Below are 18,419 nucleotides of genomic sequence, written 5' to 3' on the forward strand. Positions count from 1 at the left end.
GTGAAGAAGAGGCCAAACGCGAAATGACGCATGAGTACCCTCTTTCGTTCGGAAGCTTCCGATTCTATTATCTTAACGCAGCCCAATCTATCGAAGCAATAGTAAGGTTAAGGGTTGTTCCATGAAAAAAACAAGTTGCGCGCTAGACGCAACCTGTTCGTATTAATTAGTAGGCTTTGGCGAATACGACAGTATGCTCCGCGGCGTCGCCGCATACGAGGCACTTCGACTTCTTCTCCGCAGGTTCGAACGGAATGTTCCGGCTCGTTGCCCCGGTTTCTTCCTTCACCTGCTTCTCGCAAGCTTCCGAACCGCACCAGCCCGCAAGCGCGAAGCCTCTCTTCTCTTCCATCGCGACCTTGTATTCATCCAAAGTCTCGACGGAGAAGAAGTTGTCTTGTTGGAACGCAAGCGCGCGATTGAACATATCGTCGTGAATTTGCGCCAGTAACGATTGAACTTCCGCTACCAGGTTGTCTAGCGATACCGACTTCTTCTCGCCGCTGACGCGGGAAACGAGTACGCACTGTCCATTCTCAAGATCGCGAGGCCCAAGCTCCAGACGAATCGGGATGCCGCGCATCTCGTATTCGTTGAATTTCCATCCCGGAGATACGTCGGCACGATCGTCCACGCGAACGCGAATACCCGCCGCCTTCAATTGCGCATACAGCTCGTCCGTCTTGCCGATGACGACTTCCCTCGTCTTAGGAGGACCGATCGGAATCATGACGACTTGGGTCGCCGCGACTTTAGGAGGCAATACCAGTCCGCGATCATCGCCGTGAACCATAATTAGCGCACCGATTAGGCGGGTGCTGACTCCCCATGAAGTCGTATGGCAAAATTGTTGCGTATTTTCCCGATCCAAGTATTTGATATCGAAAGCAACCGCAAACTTCGTCCCCAAATAATGAGAGGTCCCCGCTTGCACGGCTTTACCGTCCTTCATCATCGCTTCGATCGAGTACGTATCTACTGCGCCCGCGAAACGTTCCGATGGCGTTTTCTGTCCTTTGATAACGGGGATCGCTAACACGTTCTGAACGAAGTCCGTGTAGACGTCGAGCATCTGCATCGTTTCTTTGCGAGCATCCGCTTCATCCTCATGGGCGGTATGGCCTTCTTGCCAGAGGAATTCGCTTGTCCGCAGAAACGGCAGCGTTCTTTTCTCCCAGCGTACGACGTTCGCCCATTGATTGATGAGCAGCGGCAGATCGCGATAGGAGTTAATCCACTTCGCATACATATGACCGAACATCGTCTCCGAGGTCGGACGGATCGCGAGCTTCTCTTCGAGCTGTTCTCCGCCAGCTTCCGTTACGAAAGGCAGCTCGGGATTAAAGCCTTCCACGTGCTCCTTCTCCTTATTGAAGAAGCTCTCCGGAATGAACAACGGGAAGTAGGCGTTACGATGACCCGTATCTTTGAAACGTTGGTCAAGCTCCCTCTGCATGTTCTCCCATAGCTCATAACCGTCCGGACGAAATACAATGCATCCCCGAACAGGGGAGTAATCCATCAATTCCGCTTTCTTAATAACGTCGATATACCATCGCGAGAAGTCTTCGCTCTGCGGCGTAATTTCCGTTACGAATCCTTTATCCTTCGACATAGTGCTCCTCCAGCTCCTAGCTTACGAAGTGCGTTTCTTACGAAACGCCTTCAATCGTCTTAATTTCTTACTAACCCTACAATATCGTTATAGGTGACTACAACCATAAGAAGCATGAGCATGGCGAACCCGACTAAATGAACCATACTCTCGCGGTTCGGATCGATCGGTTTCCCCCGAACAGCCTCTATCCCCAGGAACAGCAATCGGCTTCCATCGAGCGCCGGAATCGGCAACAGGTTGAATATCCCCAAATATAAGCTCAATATCGCAGCCCACAAAGTAAGCTGATCAATACCTTCCCTAGCGATTTCAACGGTCATTTGCGTCGTTTTCACGGGACCGCCTAGATCATCCAGCTTGAATTCGCCGAATATGAGTTTCCGGAAACCTTCGAATATTCGCTGGGTCATCTCAACCATCGAATTGCTTGCAAAGCTGATCGTCTCGCTAGCGCTCGGATTGCGCATCTCTCCCGAAGGGTATACGCCGATTTTGCCCGTTCCGGTATCCGGAGTCACTTTTATCGGCAATTCCGTGCCTTCCCGTTCAACGACCCAGTTCATAGGCTTGCCTGCGGAATCGTTAATCTGTTCTCTGAACTTCTCCACGTCGCCGCCGATAGATACCCCGTTGATCGATTTCACCCAATCTCCATCCATCAGGCCTGATTGTTGCGCTGGCGTATTGGGGAGCACCTTCGAAATGAATACTTTGGACGAGTTTTCCAGCGGGACGCCTTGTAGCATCAGATACGTCGCAAATAAAACAAATGCCAGTAAAAAGTTCATTACGGGACCGGCGAAAATGGCCAAAGCGCGCTTGCCTACCGGCTTGTGGCCGAATTGGCGATCGATCGGCGCGATCTGCGTCTCCTTGCCTCGAGCAATAATAAGCGCCTTAGGGTGTACGGAATACCGTTCAATCTCGCCATCGACATCTAATGTGATGAATAGGTCTCTTTCCAGATCGAGCGATTTTACTTCTCCGCGCATGACATTCGAACGCTCATCCAGACGGTCCAAATAAATACGCGTGACAGCATTATCTTTCACTCTAACCGATAAGGTTTGTCCAGGTTGAACCTCGACCACTTCGGGATCCTCGCCGGCCATCCGTACGAAACCGCCGATCGGAAGCAACCGCAATGTGTATCGAGTTTCCCCTCGCTTGATAGAAAATAGCTTAGGCCCGAATCCGATCGCGAATTCGCGTACTAAAATCCCCGCCCGGCGAGCGAAATAGAAGTGACCCCATTCATGCAAAGATACCAACACGAAGAACATCAGCACGGTCAATAAGGCGACCTGTATATTTTCCATCATTCCAACCCCTTTGTACCGCGAACGGCTGATCTTAGATTAACATTATTCTCCGAGCCGTTACAAGAGAATACAACCTTACCCTTTATTCTATGGACGAAGCTTCAATTCGAGCCCATGCATCCGTCTCCAATATCGCTTCCAAGCTAGGTGAGACGATGGAAAGATGCCTGGATAGCACCTCTTCGATAATTCCTTCGATCGCTAGAAATGAAATCTCGCCCTTAAGAAACCGAGCAACCGCGATTTCATTCGCTGCGTTGAAGACGGTCGTCGAGGTCCCCCCCTCGCGTCCGGCCTCGTAAGCTAAACGCAAACAGGGGTACCGTTCGAAATCCATCTTCCGAAAATGCAAAGCCCCTGTTGCAAGCAAATCCAGCGGGGAAGCCGGCGATATTTTACGCTCCGGATAAGTAAGCGCATATTGGATCGGAACCCTCATATCCGGGTTTCCCAACTGCGCCATCATGCTCGTATCGGTAAACTCGACCATGGAATGGATGATGCTCTCCGGATGAAGAACGACGTCGATCTGATCGTAGGGCATATCGAACAGCCAGTGGGCTTCAATAACTTCGAGCCCTTTGTTCGCCATAGTGGCCGAGTCGATAGTCACCTTCGCTCCCATGCTCCAATTCGGGTGTTTCAGAGCGTCCGCCACGGTCACGTTTTTCAATTGGTCGCGTCCGAGATCGCGGAAGCTTCCTCCGGAAGCCGTCAGAAGAATCCTTCTGATCGCTTTCCGATTTTCTCCGTTCAGGCATTGGAAGATCGCCGAATGCTCGCTGTCGACCGGCAAGATCGATACGCCCTTCTCTCTTGCACGTTGCATGACCAAGTGCCCAGCGGTTACTAGGGTTTCCTTATTGGCAAGGCCAATATCCGCTCCCGCCTCGATTGCGGCTAAGGTCGAAGTTAGCCCTAAGCTTCCGACTAACGCGCATACGACATAATCCACTCCGGATTGACCGGCGATTTCGATTAAACCTGCTTCGCCATATACAACTCTAACGCCTTCCGAAACTTCCGAACGTATTCGTTCGGCTAAAGCCTCGTTCGCCGCCGATACCCATTTGGGCTTGAATTGGCGAACTTGCTGCAGCAGCAAATCCACATTTTGGCCCGCCGCCAAGCCGACAACTTCGAAATCCTCGGGTTGGCGAGCGATGACATCCAGCGTCTGGGTACCGATCGAGCCCGTACTCCCGAGGACGACTATTTTCTTCATGGAAGACCTCCGCCTGTCATCATTTGATCACGGTGCTCAAAATCCGACAATTAAACTCTTGCTTTATGTACGTTAGAACAAACTTTATAAGGTCAATAGTCCAAGTAAATGAACCAAAGGAAATACGATTAACCAGCTATCGGTTCGATCCAGAACGCCGCCGTGACCGGGCAGCAGGTTCCCCGAATCCTTCACATTACGGAACCGCTTATAAGCGGATTGAACAAGGTCGCCAAGCTGGCCCGCAACCGCTGCCGTTAATCCGATCAACGATGCTTGCCCAACGCCTAGCCATTCCGGTTTGCTGTAAGCAAAGATCAGTCCAACGCCTATCGCGATGACTAACCCCCCTAACGCTCCCTCGATCGTCTTATTCGGGCTGATGGCTGGCCATAACTTCGTCTTTCCTATTGCTTTACCCACAAAATAAGCGCCGGCATCCGATGCCCAAATGCAAGCAAACGTAAGGGCAGACCAGAAGATGCCATGCTCGAGATCCCTAGTGAGCGCCATATAGTGAAAGCCTGCCCCAACATAGATAGCGCCAAGGAACAGAACGCTAACATGCTCTAGTTGTATACGGTTTTTACTGAATACGGTTCCGCATAGTAATACGAACATCAGCACCCAGGCAATCGTCGTAAAAGAAGGAAGCTCCCAATCAAAAGGCATTTTGGGCAAGGCGATCAATAAAACCGCCGCGAAACCGATCAATACATCAAGCCGCGTCCAGGCTTGACCGTTCAGTCTCGCATATTCCCAATACCCGATTAGCGCAAGCAAGAGGAGCAACCCTGTGTAGTACCAGCCTCCAGCTACCAAGAGACCTATGAAAGCAGCACCGGCTATAACTCCGGTAACAATTCGCTGACCCATGCTGTCAAAGCCCCCCGTAGCGGCGCGCTCGCCGCTGGTATTCGCGGACGGCGTCGTATAAATGTTGTTCGCTGAATTCCGGCCAATACACTTCCGTGAAACAAAATTCACTGTACGCCAATTGCCATAACATGAAGTTGCTTAAACGCAACTCCCCGCTTGTGCGAATAAGCAAATCCGGATCCGGAAGGCCATTCGATAACAGCAGTCGCTCGAAATCCGCCTCTTCGATCGTGTTCGGATCCAATTGACCTGCCGCGGCTTGCCTCGCCAATTCCTTGGCGGCATCGACCATTTCGAGTCTACTGCCGTAATTCAATGCAAAATTCAAAATAAGTCCCGTGTTATGCTGGGTCTGACGAACCGCTTCTTCCACTGCGGCGATCGTATGATCCGGAAGTAAATCCCGATTTCCCATCATTCTTACTTGCACGTTATTTTCAATAAGTTCACCCAATTCGAGCGAGAGGAATTCCTGCGGTAATTTCATCAGGAATTCTACCTCTGCTTTGGGGCGCTTCCAATTTTCCGTGGAGAAAGCATACAAGGTCAGCACTTTAACACCGATGCGATCGGCGGCTTTCGTGATTCTCTTCACGGCTTTCATCCCGTTATGATGTCCGGCAATTCGCGGCAGTCCTCTAGCTTTGGCCCAACGGCCGTTTCCGTCCATGATGATCGCGATATGTTCCGGAATGTTTTCTCCAGTCGGTACTTCTTCCGTTTTCACGTTTTGTTGTTGCATATCTTGCTCCGTGAAGACGCCGACCCTCAGCTTCCGTAGCCATTTACTGAACAAACCCATGGTTCTTCCCCCCAATAGCAGACGACGTTAATCCGCTAGCTAGCCAAAAGAGAATAAACCCCACCTTTCGGAGGGGCCTTGCGAGTTCAAATCAAACTTCCATGATCTCTTTTTCTTTAGCTACCAAGATTTTGTCCACTTCGGCAACGAAACGATCCGTGATTTTCTGTACGTCATCTTGATGGCGACGAGATTCATCTTCCGAAATTTCGCCTTTTTCTTTTTTCTTGATCTCATCATTCGCGTCGCGACGTATGTTACGAATGGCGACTTTAGCCTCTTCGCCGAATTTCTTCGTCGATTTGGCCAAATCTGCACGACGTTCTTCCGTCAGCGGTGGAATGTTCAAGCGGATAATCGATCCGTCATTAGCTGGGGTTAATCCCAAATCCGATTTCTGGATCGCCTTCTCGATGGCGGACAAAGCCGTTTTGTCCCATGGTGTAATAATGATCGTACGGGAATCCGGTGTATTCACGGAGCCCATCTGATTAACGGGCGTAGGCGTTCCGTAATAGTCGACTTGAACCCGATCCAACATGGAGGCAGAAGCTCTGCCCGCTCTCAGCGTTAATAGGTCGCGTTTCAATGCTCCTAACGCTTTCTCCATACGCTCTTCCGCGTCTTTCTTAATCGCCTGCGGCATTAGTCGATACTCCCCTTCACGATGGTACCGATCTTCTCGCCCAATACGGCTCTTTTAATATTCCCTTCCTCGGTAATTGCGAATACCAGAAGTGGGATATTATTATCCATGCAGAGCGAGGAAGCGGTTGAATCCATAACGCCTAAATTTTTGTTTAGTACATCCATATAAGTCAATTGCTCGTATTTTTCCGCTGTCGAATCCTTAAACGGATCGGCACTGTATACGCCGTCCACTTTGTTCTTCGCCATCAGGATAACTTCCGCTTCAATCTCGGCTGCCCGTAGAGCTGCGGTCGTATCCGTAGAGAAGAACGGATTTCCCGTTCCCGCGGCGAAAATAACGACGCGGCCTTTCTCTAGATGCCTGATTGCGCGTCTGCGAATATACGGTTCAGCGATTTGCTGCATGGCAATCGAAGTTTGAACTCGGCTCGGCACGTCCATTTGCTCTAAAGCATCTTGCAGCGCAAGCGAGTTCATTACCGTAGCCAGCATGCCCATGTAATCGGCTGTCGCACGATCAATGCCCTTCTGGCTACCCGCGATTCCGCGCCAGATGTTTCCACCACCACATACGATAGCAACCTCTACTCCAAGTGCGATAACTTCTTTAATCTGTTCCGCAATCGACAAGATGGTCGTTGCGTCGATGCCGTATCCGTTCGATCCGGATAACGACTCGCCGCTCACCTTTAATACCACACGTTTATAAACGGGACGTTCCAAGGTTTTGTACCTCCAACCTGTCTTATGGTTAAAAAAGAGGGAACACGCCGTGTTCCCATAAGGGTATTGCTTTTCGCTTATTGTTTAACTTGCGCCATAACTTCTTCTACGAAGTTATCCACTTTTTTCTCTAAGCCTTCGCCGAGCTCGTAACGTACGAATCTGCGAATGGAAATTTTTTCGCCGATAGCGGCGATTTTTTCGTTGAGAAGAGTCGTGATCGTTTTGTCTTGATCCTTCACGAATACTTGCTCCATGAGGCAGTTTTCCTCATAGTATTTATTCATGCGGCCTTCAACCATTTTGTCGACGATTTTCTCTGGTTTGCCTTCGTTAAGCGCTTGGTTACGGAGAATTTCTTTCTCTTTATCCAACTCGTCTTGGGAAACCTCTTCACGGCTCAGGAATTTCGGGTTAGCCGCTGCGATTTGCATAGCAATGTCTTTAACGAACGCTTTGAATTGATCTGTTTTACCAACGAAGTCTGTTTCGCAGTTGACTTCGACGAGTACGCCGATACGTCCGCCAGCATGAATGTAAGATTCTACAACGCCTTCAGTCGCAACGCGGTCACCTTTCTTAGCTGCTGCGGAAAGGCCCTTTTCACGAAGAAGCTCAGCAGCTCTCGTCAAATCGCCGTTTGCTTCATCCAATGCTTTTTTACAATCCAACATGCCTGCTCCGGTTCTTTCGCGGAGAGTTTTTACGTCTGCTGCATTTACTGCCATGTGGACTCCTCCTAAGTTTAGGCCCTCATTCGGCGGATGCCGTTCTGAGGTGCTATTGATTTTTCTGAAAAAAAGGGCGGTGAGAAGGTTCTCTTCTGACCACCCTTTGATTGTCCTTATGAATGCAATGGCGATTAGGCGGTTGTTTCTTCACCTTGACGCGATTCAACGATTGCATCAGCCATCTTAGCTGTCAAGAGCTTAACAGCGCGGATTGCGTCATCGTTACCCGGGATAACATAATCGATCTCATCCGGATCGCAGTTCGTATCAACGATACCCACGATCGGAATGCCCAATTTGCGAGCTTCGGCAACAGCGATACGCTCTTTACGAGGATCGATGATGAACAAAGCATCAGGCAATTTACGCATATTTTTAATGCCACCGAGGAACTTCTCGAGGCGCTCTTTCTCTTTGCGAAGAATGATAACTTCTTTTTTAGGCAGCACTTCGAAAGTGCCGTCTTGTTCCCATTTGTCCAATTGGTGCAAACGGTCCGTACGTTTTTGGATCGTGGAGAAGTTAGTCAACGTACCACCCAACCAACGTTGGTTGATATAGTATTGACCGCTGCGCTCAGCTTCTTCTTTAACGGAATCTTGAGCTTGCTTCTTCGTTCCTACGAACAGCATAGTGCCGCCGTTTTCTCCGAGTTGACGCACGAAATTGTAAGCTTCGTCAACCTTTTTAACCGTTTTCTGCAAATCGATAATGTAAATGCCGTTACGTTCAGTAAAGATGTACTTATCCATTTTCGGGTTCCAACGACGTGTTTGGTGACCGAAATGTACCCCTGCTTCAAGCAGTTGTTTCATGGAAATGACTGCCATCTTCCTGCACCTCCTAGTGGTTTTTGGTGAATCTCCGCCGCCCTTCGCTCCTTTCGCCAAAACTCCCTCGTTATGTCGAGAAAGCACCGTTGACGAAATTGAAAGGCGTGTGTTTTTTACACCGAAAAATAATATACCATATCGACAACCGTCGCGCAATGGCAGAAACGCAATAATGGTACGTTTTTTAAGCGCGGTTTATAAAACGCGTTTATTTTTTTCGCGTAAGCTCGCTCATGATTTGTTTATAGGTCGGTTTACCGCTAAAAACGGCGTTGCCTACATTCATTTTCTTCGCGATCGGCCTAGCATGGTTAATAAAATCTTCCGTGTCTTCGATAATGCCCAATCCCAACAATGAATTAGCTACTTCCGTAAGCGTCATACCATAACTGACATACAAGGTGTACTCTTTAGGGGTAGCAGGCTCGCTAGCTTCCGTTTGCTCGGTTTCCTTCGCTTCAGAAGATGATGATGGCGATTGTTCCCCGTTGTTCTCTTCAGGTGTCGTTAAAGCGGGTTCCGAGCCGTCTCCCTCGCCTTTGTTATCTTCCGTTTCGCTCTTCTCTTTCGCGGCGGCAACAGCATCGTTAAGCTGCTCATCCAACTGGGCTTTAGTTAGTAGGACAAGGCCCGCTTGCTTCGCTTGATCATTCAATTCCTCTCGCGTTAAAGGCTTCACTACCTTATCCATTTGGTCATTTGCTAGCAAGATTAGTTGAAGCATTGACGCCCCGACGATGATTCCGATCCCAAGCCCCATTAGCCAGCTTCGATATTTACGCATGGTGGTCTTCCTCCCGACGCACGAGCTGCAAGATCAATTGCACCTCACCCTTGTTCATTCCCATGGCTTTGGCGATTTGCTCAACCGATCTTCCCTTGTCGTGCATCTCAAGCAGTTCCGGATACCTGCCGCGAATTGTCGTAGGCGGAATTTCGATCATTCCATCCTTATCTGAGTACTCGGCATCCTCATCTGGAGCCTCTGTAACGGAAAGCGATGAACTCGTTAATGAATCTGTAACAGCCGAGGGGACATAGATTTCGTTAGTGGGGAAAGACGGGGCACCTATGATCGAAGGATTAGAATCCGTTGTCGCTAAGTTCGGAGTCGTTTGCTCCGACCATTTCTTCATCTGTTGCTCCATGTCGACGATCCGGCGTCCTAATCTCTCAACCGTTTCGTCTTGCTCTCGCTTGAATTTGGCGACCGCGTCGACCAGCTCGCGATTCTCGGTTTCCAGATCCTCAAGCAACTGATTATAGGCGGCTTCGCTAGCGAATTCCGCCTCTTTGCCATTCGATTTGGGCATCATCCATGCATACCCTGTAATCGCTACGCCAAGTAACACGATACTTAACCAAGGACTCACCGTTTAACCCCTCTCTTGCTTAAACGTCACCCCATGAAATCAATATGCTTTCCCTTATAAGGGTGCTCAGAATCTTTAATCTCCTCTGCTGCTTCTTCATGGGACTGACCATTTGATGATGATTGCTGTTTATTCCGGTTGCGAGGCTGCCGATCCGAGATTGTTCCATTCGATGCCGATTCCGTCTTCGCGCTCCGCTTTGCTTGCTGTTCGGCTGTCTTCAAGGCTTGTTGGCCAAGCAGTGCTTGCTCCGTGGCCGAACGCTGTTGCTGCTGATGCTGCAACGGAGACATCTCCGCCGTACGGGGGATAGAAGCTTGGAAATCAATGGACTTGTAGCTCACGGCTGTTCACCTCGACATTTAGAATGTTACTCCCCATGCAGGTTCCTTACTTTCTTAGAAGAAAGGAACCATCACGATATCTCCGTCAATAAATCGGAAGGTTACCCTCTGCGAGGCGTCTTTAACGAATCTTGTATATCGGCCGATGACGATTTTAGTGCCGCCCCACAACGTATGTACAGCATCAACACGAGCCGTAGTCGCGTCCTCGAGCGTTTTCTCGATCTCCAATATTCGTTCCTTGGCTGATTGCAGCTCATCTGACGTCTGCCTTTTCGTAGTCGTTAGTTTGATTCGAAGAGCTAGCTTATCCGGGGCAAGCTGACCGATGGCTGCCATCTGATCCAATAAAGTAAGGGCTTTCTCGGTTTTATCCATACTCTCCGAATGTTGCCGCATTGTCGTTCTCAGATCACCGAGTTCTTGACGAAGCTCTGGACGAACTCCTACTTCAACGATCGTTGCCGTAGACATCGAATTGCCGATCATTCTTGCGGTAACGCGATCTCCAGCCTGTACGACTCCTCCGACGATTAAGCCCTTAGCCCCGACGCATCTGACCGATTTTCCCGCGCGAACATTGGAATGCATAATGCTCTGGGAGACGTTAATTTCCTCACCGGCGATCACATTGCCTTCTTGGACGAAGGAACAACGGATATTACGGCCAGCTTTAACGTAGCCTTTGTTACTACCGATTATGCCGCCGGTAATTTCGATGGAACCATCCGATTCGACTTCCGCTCCTTCGATTCCTCCGGTCACCCGGATATCGCCCGACGCTTTGACTCGAAACCCGGTCAGTATATTACCCCTAACGACAACGGTTCCGACAAAATCTATATTGCCGATTTTATAATCCACGTCCCCGTTTACCTCATACACTGGAAACACGTTCAGTTTATCACGGTCCGTTTTTGTGACAAGACCGTCAATAGCGGCGTACATGCCGATTTTCTCGGGATTTACGACAACGTTTTTGCCGATCTTGAAATGTACTTCTTTACCGTCTTTAGGCGGAATTTCAATTCCGTTTACGGATTGGCCGGGAACGCCAGGCTGAGCAGGAAATCTCTCCGCGATTAATTGGCCTGCCTTCACGTTGGCAAGTTGCGTAACTTGCTTATAATCAACACTACCGTCTTCTCTTTCAGTCGGACGACGATCCTCATCATCGGTTTCGCCGTATAACACTTTAATATAACCATCTACTCCCGGTTGCGGAGGAAGGCCAACGGCAACGATATTTTGCGTAAAATAAAATTCCGATGGTTTTTGGGAAATCAAATACAAGGTATCAGTCTGGATCCCGTACTTGATCCCTTCGGACAGCAAATATTGCTCCAACTCACGGGAAGTAACCTTAAGATCACCTTCAACACGTTTAAAAACCAAGTACGCTTGCATCTTATCTTCAGAAATCGTAACCTGCAGACATTCCGCCAATGGCAATGTTCCATTGTCAGACATTATTAGCGCCTCCTATTATCCGTTTTGAAGCAGCTGTTCCTTTTGTTTCGCTAATGCCCCCCGAAGCCTTAATATCGCTTTAGAGTGAAGCTGCGAAATCCTGGAAGGCGATAAGCACATCACTTCCGCGATTTCACTTAATGAAAGGTCCTCGTAGTAGAACAGGGAAACAACGGTACGCTCTTTTTCCGTTAATTTCTCTATTCCGTATTTCAGAGAATCTTTAAGGTACGTCTCGTGCACTTTGGACTCCGGACTAACCGCCTTATCATCAACTAAAAGGGAAAGCCTAGTCTCTGATTCTTCTTCCCGAATAGGATCCTCAAGGGAAAAAACAGCGGCAACAGCAACTTCCTGTAGCATTTGTTGAAATTCTTTCTCGCTAATATTCAAATAGGAGCAAATTTCGTCATCCGAAGCAGACCGCAAATGTCTCTGTTCCAGGACTGCATATGCGTCCTCCATTTTTTTCGCCTTGTCACGAACCGAACGAGGAACCCAGTCGCCTTGCCGAAGTCCGTCAATAATTGCCCCGCGGATTCTCCAAGAAGCATAGGTTTCGAACTGTAGTCCTCGCCGGTAATCAAACTTCTCGATTGCATCGATCAAGCCCATAACGCCATTACTTGCCAAGTCGTCTTTTGTTACGTTTTTGGGTAAGCCGACCGCCATTCGACTGGATACATAATCTACGAGCGGTAAATAGTGCTCGATCAGAAGCTTTCTCGCATCCGGATCCTCTTCCTCTTTACATCGTTGCCACAAATCGTGATGGGATAACCGGGAACGTGTTTGATCGACCATTCTAGCTTCACCATCCTTATTCGTCCGTCAGGCGTCGAATCGCCTGAACCACTTCCTCCGGATTGGGATTATCGAGTGATACCAACCGAGTAGGCTGTAACGGCTGGAAGCCTTTAATGGCTTCGCCTTTGCCGTCCGCCCATTGCTCTTTCATCATCTCCGACAAAGAATCGCCTTCATCCGGAGTCGTCACGTCAAGTACTGCACCACGTTCATTGTCTGTAGGAAGATCAGCTGCATCAGGTTTCTTAGCCGGGTTCAACAATTGCCCGAGTACGAGCCTGACGACAAATGCTAGCGCCGCAAACACGAGAAACGCATATAGACTACGAATTAACGTCGTTCCTATCGGGTTATTCGATAGAGAAAACATAAAGGTCAAAATTGCGCCGAATGCGCCGAATCCGACATTTAAGCGCCAAGAACCTACCATCTCAAATCTCCTTTACTCCGAACTGCACGCTGCGGATACTGAATATGCCAGTCTGGCTATCCAGTTCAACCGTACGTCCGTAATTGCCGCCTGTATCTTCGGAGACAAGAGGTATTGCGAAATGATCTAATGCCAGCTTTGTAGCTTCTACGTTGCGAGGACCAATACGCATCGTGTCCGTCCCTCCCATGAAGGCGAACATTTGCGCTCCACCTGCCATTTTGGCGACTAATCGACTGTTAACGGCACCCTTGTTCTTCATAAGCTTTAATAACTCAGGCACGGCCGTATCTGCATATTTTGCGATATTCAATTGGCCTTCCCGAGCGATATCGGAGGAGGGCAGCATAATATGCGCCATTCCTCCAAGCTTTAGATGAGGATCGTAAAGCGTTAATCCGACACATGAACCTAATCCTGTCGTCTTGAGCACCGCACCTCCTTCAGCGATGTTCAAGTCTGCCATTCCGACTTTGATAAAGGTGCCTTCCGTCATTAGAATGGCACTCCCAACGCACGGAAAAGTTTCTCGAACGATTCGGGGTCCGGAATGAGGAAGAAATGACCTTCCGCTTCTTGATGGCCTTCGAGAAAAGTCGTATCGATAAGTAAAGCATCGTCGCCCATCGTGCCGAATTGAAGTAGACCGTAGCTCAAAATTGCACCCGCCATATCGACCGCTAAAGAGGGAACGGTCGGAGACATCCGAAGTCCTGTAAAATCGGCAAGTGAAGATAAATACGAGCCGGCTAATATATTACCGATCTCATTCAGGGCGGAAAGTTCCAATTCGCTATAGTCGTCATTCTCCGCAGCGTTAAATCCTAACAAACCTTGCAGGATTCGACGCGCCGGTTCTCTATTGATGATAAAAAACATATTGCCGGGCGCATCGCCCTCTACGCGCAAGAAGATGGCGACGACAACGGCTTCCGAGCCTCCAACACGCTCCGATATGGCTTCGAAAGGTAACAAATTAACCGTCGGGACAGCCATGTCAACGGTTTTATTTAACAAAGTCGACAATGCGGTTGCCGCATTGCCTGCTCCGATATTGCCGACCTCTCTAAGCACATCCAACTTAAAATCAGCGTTGTTCCTAAACAGATTCACTGGTCTACTCTCCGAATTGTTCTAATTGGATAATTTCGTTGCGGTTAAGCACTTCAATCAAATTCAACAAGATGAGAAGACGGCTGTCACCGATTTTGGCTACCCCGCTGATGTACTTGGCTTTTACTCCCCCCATGACCTCAGGCGGGTTCTCTATCGAATCGCTCATGACATCCATGACATCGTTCGCGGAATCGACGATAAAGCCGACCTCGAGCTCGTTTGCAGCCACGATAATGATCCTGGAGTTATCCGTGTATTCCGTCTCGGCAAGTCCGAAACGTCCGCGCAAATCAATGACCGGAATAACGATCCCGCGTAAGTTAATAACGCCTTTTACGAAGGCGGGTGTCTTCGGTACGCGCGTAATCGGCACCATCCGCTCGATCGTGCGAACTTTATCTACTTCAATCCCGTACTCTTCTTGTGCTAGCGTGAAGACAATGACTTTCAATTCCTCTGCCATGGTTATATCCTCCTTTAGAGTCCGGTAATTTACTTAATAAGTGCGTTAGTATCTACGATCAATGCAACTTGGCCATCGCCGAGAATCGTTGCTCCGGAAACGACGCCAAGATTGCCAGCCAAATATTTGCCTAGAGGTTTCAGTACGATTTCGCTTTGGCCGATAAATTCATCTACAAGAATGGCTGCCAGCTTGTCCCCTTTGCGAATAATAAGCATTTCGGTTTCCGTTTCCTCATCGTCTCGATAATCAGGAGAGTCTACCAAAGCTGCTAATGAAACAACCGGTATAATAGATTGACGATATTCGATCATCCGATTACCATGCAATGTCCGAATATCCGCTCTTTTGACCGCCCCCGTCTCTACGATAGAAGAAAGCGGGAAGGCGTATTTCTCCGACCCAAGCTTGATCAACATAGCTGCGATGATCGAAAGGGTTAGAGGTAGCTGAATCGAGAACCTTGTACCGGAACCCAAAGTGGAATGTACGGATACATGGCCTCCAAGAGAAGTGATTTTGGATTTGACGACATCCAGACCGACTCCCCTACCCGATATGTCGGATACCTTGTCCGCGGTACTGAACCCGGCTGCGAAGATTAACATGTTCACTTCTTCATCGCTCAGGTTTTTCGCTTCTTCAGGCGTGACGACTCCTCGTTTGATCGCGGTCTCCAATACTTTGGGGCGATTAATGCCTTTGCCATCTTCCTCAATTTCGATAAATACATGATTTCCGCTATGGTAAGCGCGCAGATGTACCGTTCCAACTTCTGGTTTGCCTAAACTAATCCGCTCTGCGATTGGCTCGACGCCATGATCGACCGCGTTCCGAATGAGATGGACGAGAGGATCACCGATTTCGTCGATGACCGTACGATCAAGCTCCGTTTCGGCCCCGACGATAATCAAATCCACTTTCTTATCTAACGATTTAGCCAAATCCCGGACCATCCGAGGAAAACGGTTAAATACGCTCTCGACGGGTACCATCCGTAGCTTTAATACGATATTCTGCAGATCAGCGCTAACGCGCGCCATATGCTCGACCGTCTCGGTTAGGTCATTGCGCTTAACTTCGGACGCAAGCTGTTCCAACCTTACGCGATCAATCAACAACTCGCTGAACAAATTCATGAGCGAATCCAACCGTTCGATATCTACACGAATGGTACGAGGTGCAGCGCTTCCAGAAGATTGCGCTGCAGGAGCCGTGCGCGGAGCATTGCTCTCGGCGCTAGCAACTGGCGATACGGTCGTTGCCGGACTAGTTGAAATCACAGTAGCCGCTGTTTCCAGTTTTGCTTTCGATGCTTGATCGGCAGATTGCTGAGAGTTCTCCATCTCGGCCAGCGTATCCTTATCTACCGCGTTAAGTTCAACAGATTCAATCTCAGAAACTCGCGAAAGCTGATCCTGCAGCAGTTGTTCGTCTACTTGAGTGATGTAGTATACCGAGAAGCTTCTCTCGAACTGCTCCTGCTCGATTTCTTGGACGGACGGATAGGATTTAATGACTTCACCGTTTCTTTCCAACACATCGAACACCATATAAGCACGTGCAGCTTTGAGCAAGCAGTCTTCTCTTACTTTGACTTCAATGTAGAAGGCCTTATGACCGCTTTCCAAGGACTGACTTAGAATGGACAGCTGGAATTGGTCCAATAGGAACGATGGTGGCACATTAGAAGAAGATGAGGCTGCGGGTTTAGCTGTTCCGCTTCCACCGACATCGCCTTTCACAATCGCCTTCAGACGCTGTACAAGCTCCTCAACATCACTTTTTCCGGTACCGCCGTTTATAATATCTTGAACCATGCCTTCCAAAGCGTCTAAGCATTTGAAAAGCGTATCGAAAATATGTCCGTTCATGCCGAGCTTACTATTCCGTACGAGATCGAGCACATTTTCCATTTCGTGCGTCAAAGAGGCAAGATCCTCGAAGCCCATCGTCGCAGACATTCCTTTGAGCGTATGCGCGGAACGGAAAATAATCTGAACGATGCTAATGTCCTCCGGTTGTTGCTCCAGCCGAAGCATATTTTCGTTCAGCGCTTGCAGGTGATCGTTGGATTCATCGATAAACATGGACAAGTATTGATTCATTTCCACTGGCCGGACACCTCCTTGTTGGCTGAGCTTTCAAGTACAAGATTATAGCTTGCGCGATTTCACTTCCTGCGCAAGAACCGAAGCAATTTCTTGAAGCGGTAGTTGATGGGTAACAGCGCCTAGCTCGACAGCGCATCGCGGCATTCCGTATACAACGCACGTTTGCTCTGCCTCCGCTATCGTCGTTTGGGCTCCGTCATCCAGAAGCGCCTTCATTCCTTTTGAACCGTCACTCCCCATCCCAGTCATGAGCACAATATGCCTTCTCAATTGTTGGTGTCCGATTAACGATTCGAACAAGACATCAACGGACGGCTTGTGCCCTCCCTTCGGAGCTCCATCGGAAAGCTTAATTCTGTACTTTCCTGTTGCATCCTTTGAAAGCTCCATATGTTTTCCGCCAGGTGCGATATATGCTGTGGCGGTCTCAATGGGTTCGTCGTCAACGGCTTCTCTGACGTGGATGCTGCAAAAATTGTCTAACCTTTGCGCCAGCGAATGCGTAAATTTAGGAGGCATATGCTGGACGATAAGTATGGGAGCCGGAAAATCGGCTGGGATGCCGGTTAGCACTTCGTGCAATGCACGTGGACCCCCTGTCGATGTGCCCATCGCGACAAGGTGCGTGAACGCTGTCGATGTCTTAGGAATCGTCGTCGATTGTATCGGCGGTCCAGATGACGTTTTCTGCTCCCTTTTAATCGTTGGGCTAATCAGCTTCTTAGTAACGGTTTTGGCATCGGATGCCGGTGCCGATTTCGTACTGGGCAGCTTCAAGCTTTCTTTGCTAGTAGTTCCCTTCAACGGGGAAGCTAAAGTGCTAGCCGAACTAGTCGAATCTATACGTAAACGGGAATTACCCGGTACGCTCTCCGTTATGGCAGGAGCCGGAAGCTCCGTGCTTTTTTTTCTAGGAGGCATAGTTAGAGGTTTCAAGTCCTCTTCGCTTTCTTTTTTCGGGACAAGTGCGGCGGATATGACCGACTTCTTCGGTTTACCCTCTGCAGGAATAGGTGTTGTTTTCTGTCCGGGAGAAGGTCCGGGAATAGATTCCCCTTTCTCTTGGACAGCAGGCAACATCTTTAGAGCCCCCCTGCTCATCGTCTCCAAAGCGACATGCAGCTTCTCTAGCAATTGCTCTTTTACTTGATGGATATCGAGCTTTACAGCCCCATCCGGTTTGCGGATAAAGTCGATCGCGCCATACTGCAGTGCTCTTATCGTATCCCTTGTTCCGTTATCCGTTACTGCGGACAGCATAATGACCGGTGTAGGTTGAACCGCCATAATGCTTTGCAGCGCTTCAATTCCGTTCATATGCGGCATTTCCAAATCCATAGTGATAATGTCTGGTCTCAGTTCAAGCGCTAAGTCTACCGCTTCTTTCCCATTCGCGGCAGTCGCCAACACTTTGAATGCAGCATCTGCATCAATGACGTCGCTGAACACTTTGCGCATGAATGGAGAATCATCTACAATGAGAACTTTAAATTCCTTCATTTGGCGATCCTCCCTGTT

General features: G+C 49.1%; 20 protein-coding genes. All 20 read right to left on the bottom strand.

All coding sequences use genetic code 11. The features are described from left to right. Window positions 1–166: 166 nt before the first annotated feature. Window positions 167–1,615, bottom strand: coding sequence for a proline--tRNA ligase (gene proS, locus L3D05_RS14790; protein ID WP_239616978.1), 1,449 nt, complete (start codon window positions 1,613–1,615; stop codon window positions 167–169). 59 nt (window positions 1,616–1,674) lie between these two features. Continuing rightward, window positions 1,675–2,937 carry an RIP metalloprotease RseP gene (gene rseP / locus L3D05_RS14795; RefSeq protein WP_239616980.1) on the bottom strand — a complete coding sequence of 421 codons (1,263 nt, stop codon included), beginning with the start codon at window positions 2,935–2,937 and terminating at the stop codon, window positions 1,675–1,677. Between the two features lie 85 nt (window positions 2,938–3,022). Then, the gene (locus L3D05_RS14800) at window positions 3,023–4,165 is read right to left on the bottom strand and encodes a 1-deoxy-D-xylulose-5-phosphate reductoisomerase (RefSeq protein ID WP_239616981.1); all 1,143 of its coding nucleotides are present in this window, start codon (window positions 4,163–4,165) and stop codon (window positions 3,023–3,025) included. Between the two features lie 84 nt (window positions 4,166–4,249). Further along, window positions 4,250–5,041 (bottom strand): phosphatidate cytidylyltransferase, encoded by a 792-nt coding sequence (locus L3D05_RS14805; RefSeq protein WP_239616983.1) that lies wholly within the window; start codon window positions 5,039–5,041, stop codon window positions 4,250–4,252. Between the two features lie 4 nt (window positions 5,042–5,045). After that, the gene (gene uppS, locus L3D05_RS14810) at window positions 5,046–5,786 is read right to left on the bottom strand and encodes an undecaprenyl pyrophosphate synthase (protein ID WP_239617292.1); all 741 of its coding nucleotides are present in this window, start codon (window positions 5,784–5,786) and stop codon (window positions 5,046–5,048) included. Window positions 5,787–5,937: 151 nt separating this feature from the next. Continuing rightward, a complete protein-coding gene (gene frr, locus L3D05_RS14815; RefSeq protein WP_239616984.1) occupies window positions 5,938–6,492 on the bottom strand; it encodes a ribosome recycling factor in 555 nt (184 codons plus the stop codon). After that, complete coding sequence (gene pyrH, locus L3D05_RS14820) at window positions 6,492–7,220, bottom strand: UMP kinase (protein ID WP_239616986.1); 729 nt, start codon at window positions 7,218–7,220, stop codon at window positions 6,492–6,494. The genes frr and pyrH overlap by 1 nt, the downstream gene beginning before the upstream one ends. A gap of 77 nt (window positions 7,221–7,297) precedes the next feature. Next, window positions 7,298–7,948, bottom strand: coding sequence for a translation elongation factor Ts (tsf, locus tag L3D05_RS14825; protein WP_239616988.1), 651 nt, complete (start codon window positions 7,946–7,948; stop codon window positions 7,298–7,300). Between the two features lie 134 nt (window positions 7,949–8,082). After that, a complete protein-coding gene (gene rpsB / locus L3D05_RS14830; protein WP_120976280.1) occupies window positions 8,083–8,781 on the bottom strand; it encodes a 30S ribosomal protein S2 in 699 nt (232 codons plus the stop codon). 211 nt (window positions 8,782–8,992) lie between these two features. After that, window positions 8,993–9,568: a hypothetical protein gene (locus L3D05_RS14835; RefSeq protein ID WP_239616989.1), complete on the bottom strand. Its 576-nt coding sequence runs from the start codon at window positions 9,566–9,568 to the stop codon at window positions 8,993–8,995. Continuing rightward, entirely contained in the window at window positions 9,561–10,157 is a 597-nt protein-coding gene (locus L3D05_RS14840) for a hypothetical protein (RefSeq protein ID WP_239616991.1), read from the bottom strand. Before L3D05_RS14840 ends, L3D05_RS14835 begins: the two co-directional genes overlap by 8 nt. Before the next feature lie 26 nt (window positions 10,158–10,183). Beyond that, on the bottom strand, window positions 10,184–10,501 hold the full coding sequence (locus tag L3D05_RS14845; RefSeq protein ID WP_239616992.1) for a hypothetical protein: 318 nt from the start codon (window positions 10,499–10,501) through the stop codon (window positions 10,184–10,186). Between the two features lie 54 nt (window positions 10,502–10,555). After that, the gene (locus L3D05_RS14850) at window positions 10,556–11,971 is read right to left on the bottom strand and encodes a flagellar assembly protein A (protein WP_239616994.1); all 1,416 of its coding nucleotides are present in this window, start codon (window positions 11,969–11,971) and stop codon (window positions 10,556–10,558) included. 15 nt (window positions 11,972–11,986) lie between these two features. Beyond that, a complete protein-coding gene (locus tag L3D05_RS14855; RefSeq protein WP_239616996.1) occupies window positions 11,987–12,775 on the bottom strand; it encodes a FliA/WhiG family RNA polymerase sigma factor in 789 nt (262 codons plus the stop codon). A 16-nt stretch (window positions 12,776–12,791) separates the two neighbouring features. Beyond that, window positions 12,792–13,208, bottom strand: a complete 417-nt coding sequence (locus L3D05_RS14860) for a hypothetical protein (RefSeq protein ID WP_239616998.1) — start codon at window positions 13,206–13,208, stop codon at window positions 12,792–12,794. 1 nt (window position 13,209) lies between these two features. After that, on the bottom strand, window positions 13,210–13,704 hold the full coding sequence (locus L3D05_RS14865; RefSeq protein WP_239617000.1) for a chemotaxis protein CheD: 495 nt from the start codon (window positions 13,702–13,704) through the stop codon (window positions 13,210–13,212). Continuing rightward, on the bottom strand, window positions 13,704–14,321 hold the full coding sequence (locus tag L3D05_RS14870) for a chemotaxis protein CheC (RefSeq protein WP_239617001.1): 618 nt from the start codon (window positions 14,319–14,321) through the stop codon (window positions 13,704–13,706). The genes L3D05_RS14865 and L3D05_RS14870 overlap by 1 nt, the downstream gene beginning before the upstream one ends. A gap of 4 nt (window positions 14,322–14,325) precedes the next feature. Continuing rightward, window positions 14,326–14,787: a chemotaxis protein CheW gene (locus L3D05_RS14875; RefSeq protein WP_239617003.1), complete on the bottom strand. Its 462-nt coding sequence runs from the start codon at window positions 14,785–14,787 to the stop codon at window positions 14,326–14,328. A gap of 29 nt (window positions 14,788–14,816) precedes the next feature. Beyond that, window positions 14,817–16,901 carry a chemotaxis protein CheW gene (locus L3D05_RS14880; protein WP_239617005.1) on the bottom strand — a complete coding sequence of 695 codons (2,085 nt, stop codon included), beginning with the start codon at window positions 16,899–16,901 and terminating at the stop codon, window positions 14,817–14,819. A gap of 42 nt (window positions 16,902–16,943) precedes the next feature. Next, complete coding sequence (locus tag L3D05_RS14885) at window positions 16,944–18,401, bottom strand: protein-glutamate methylesterase/protein-glutamine glutaminase (RefSeq protein ID WP_239617006.1); 1,458 nt, start codon at window positions 18,399–18,401, stop codon at window positions 16,944–16,946. Between the last annotated feature and the right edge of the window lie 18 nt (window positions 18,402–18,419).

The sequence above is a fragment of the Cohnella mopanensis genome (assembly GCF_022352055.1).
GTDB classification, from domain to species: Bacteria; Bacillota; Bacilli; order Paenibacillales; family Paenibacillaceae; genus Cohnella; species Cohnella mopanensis.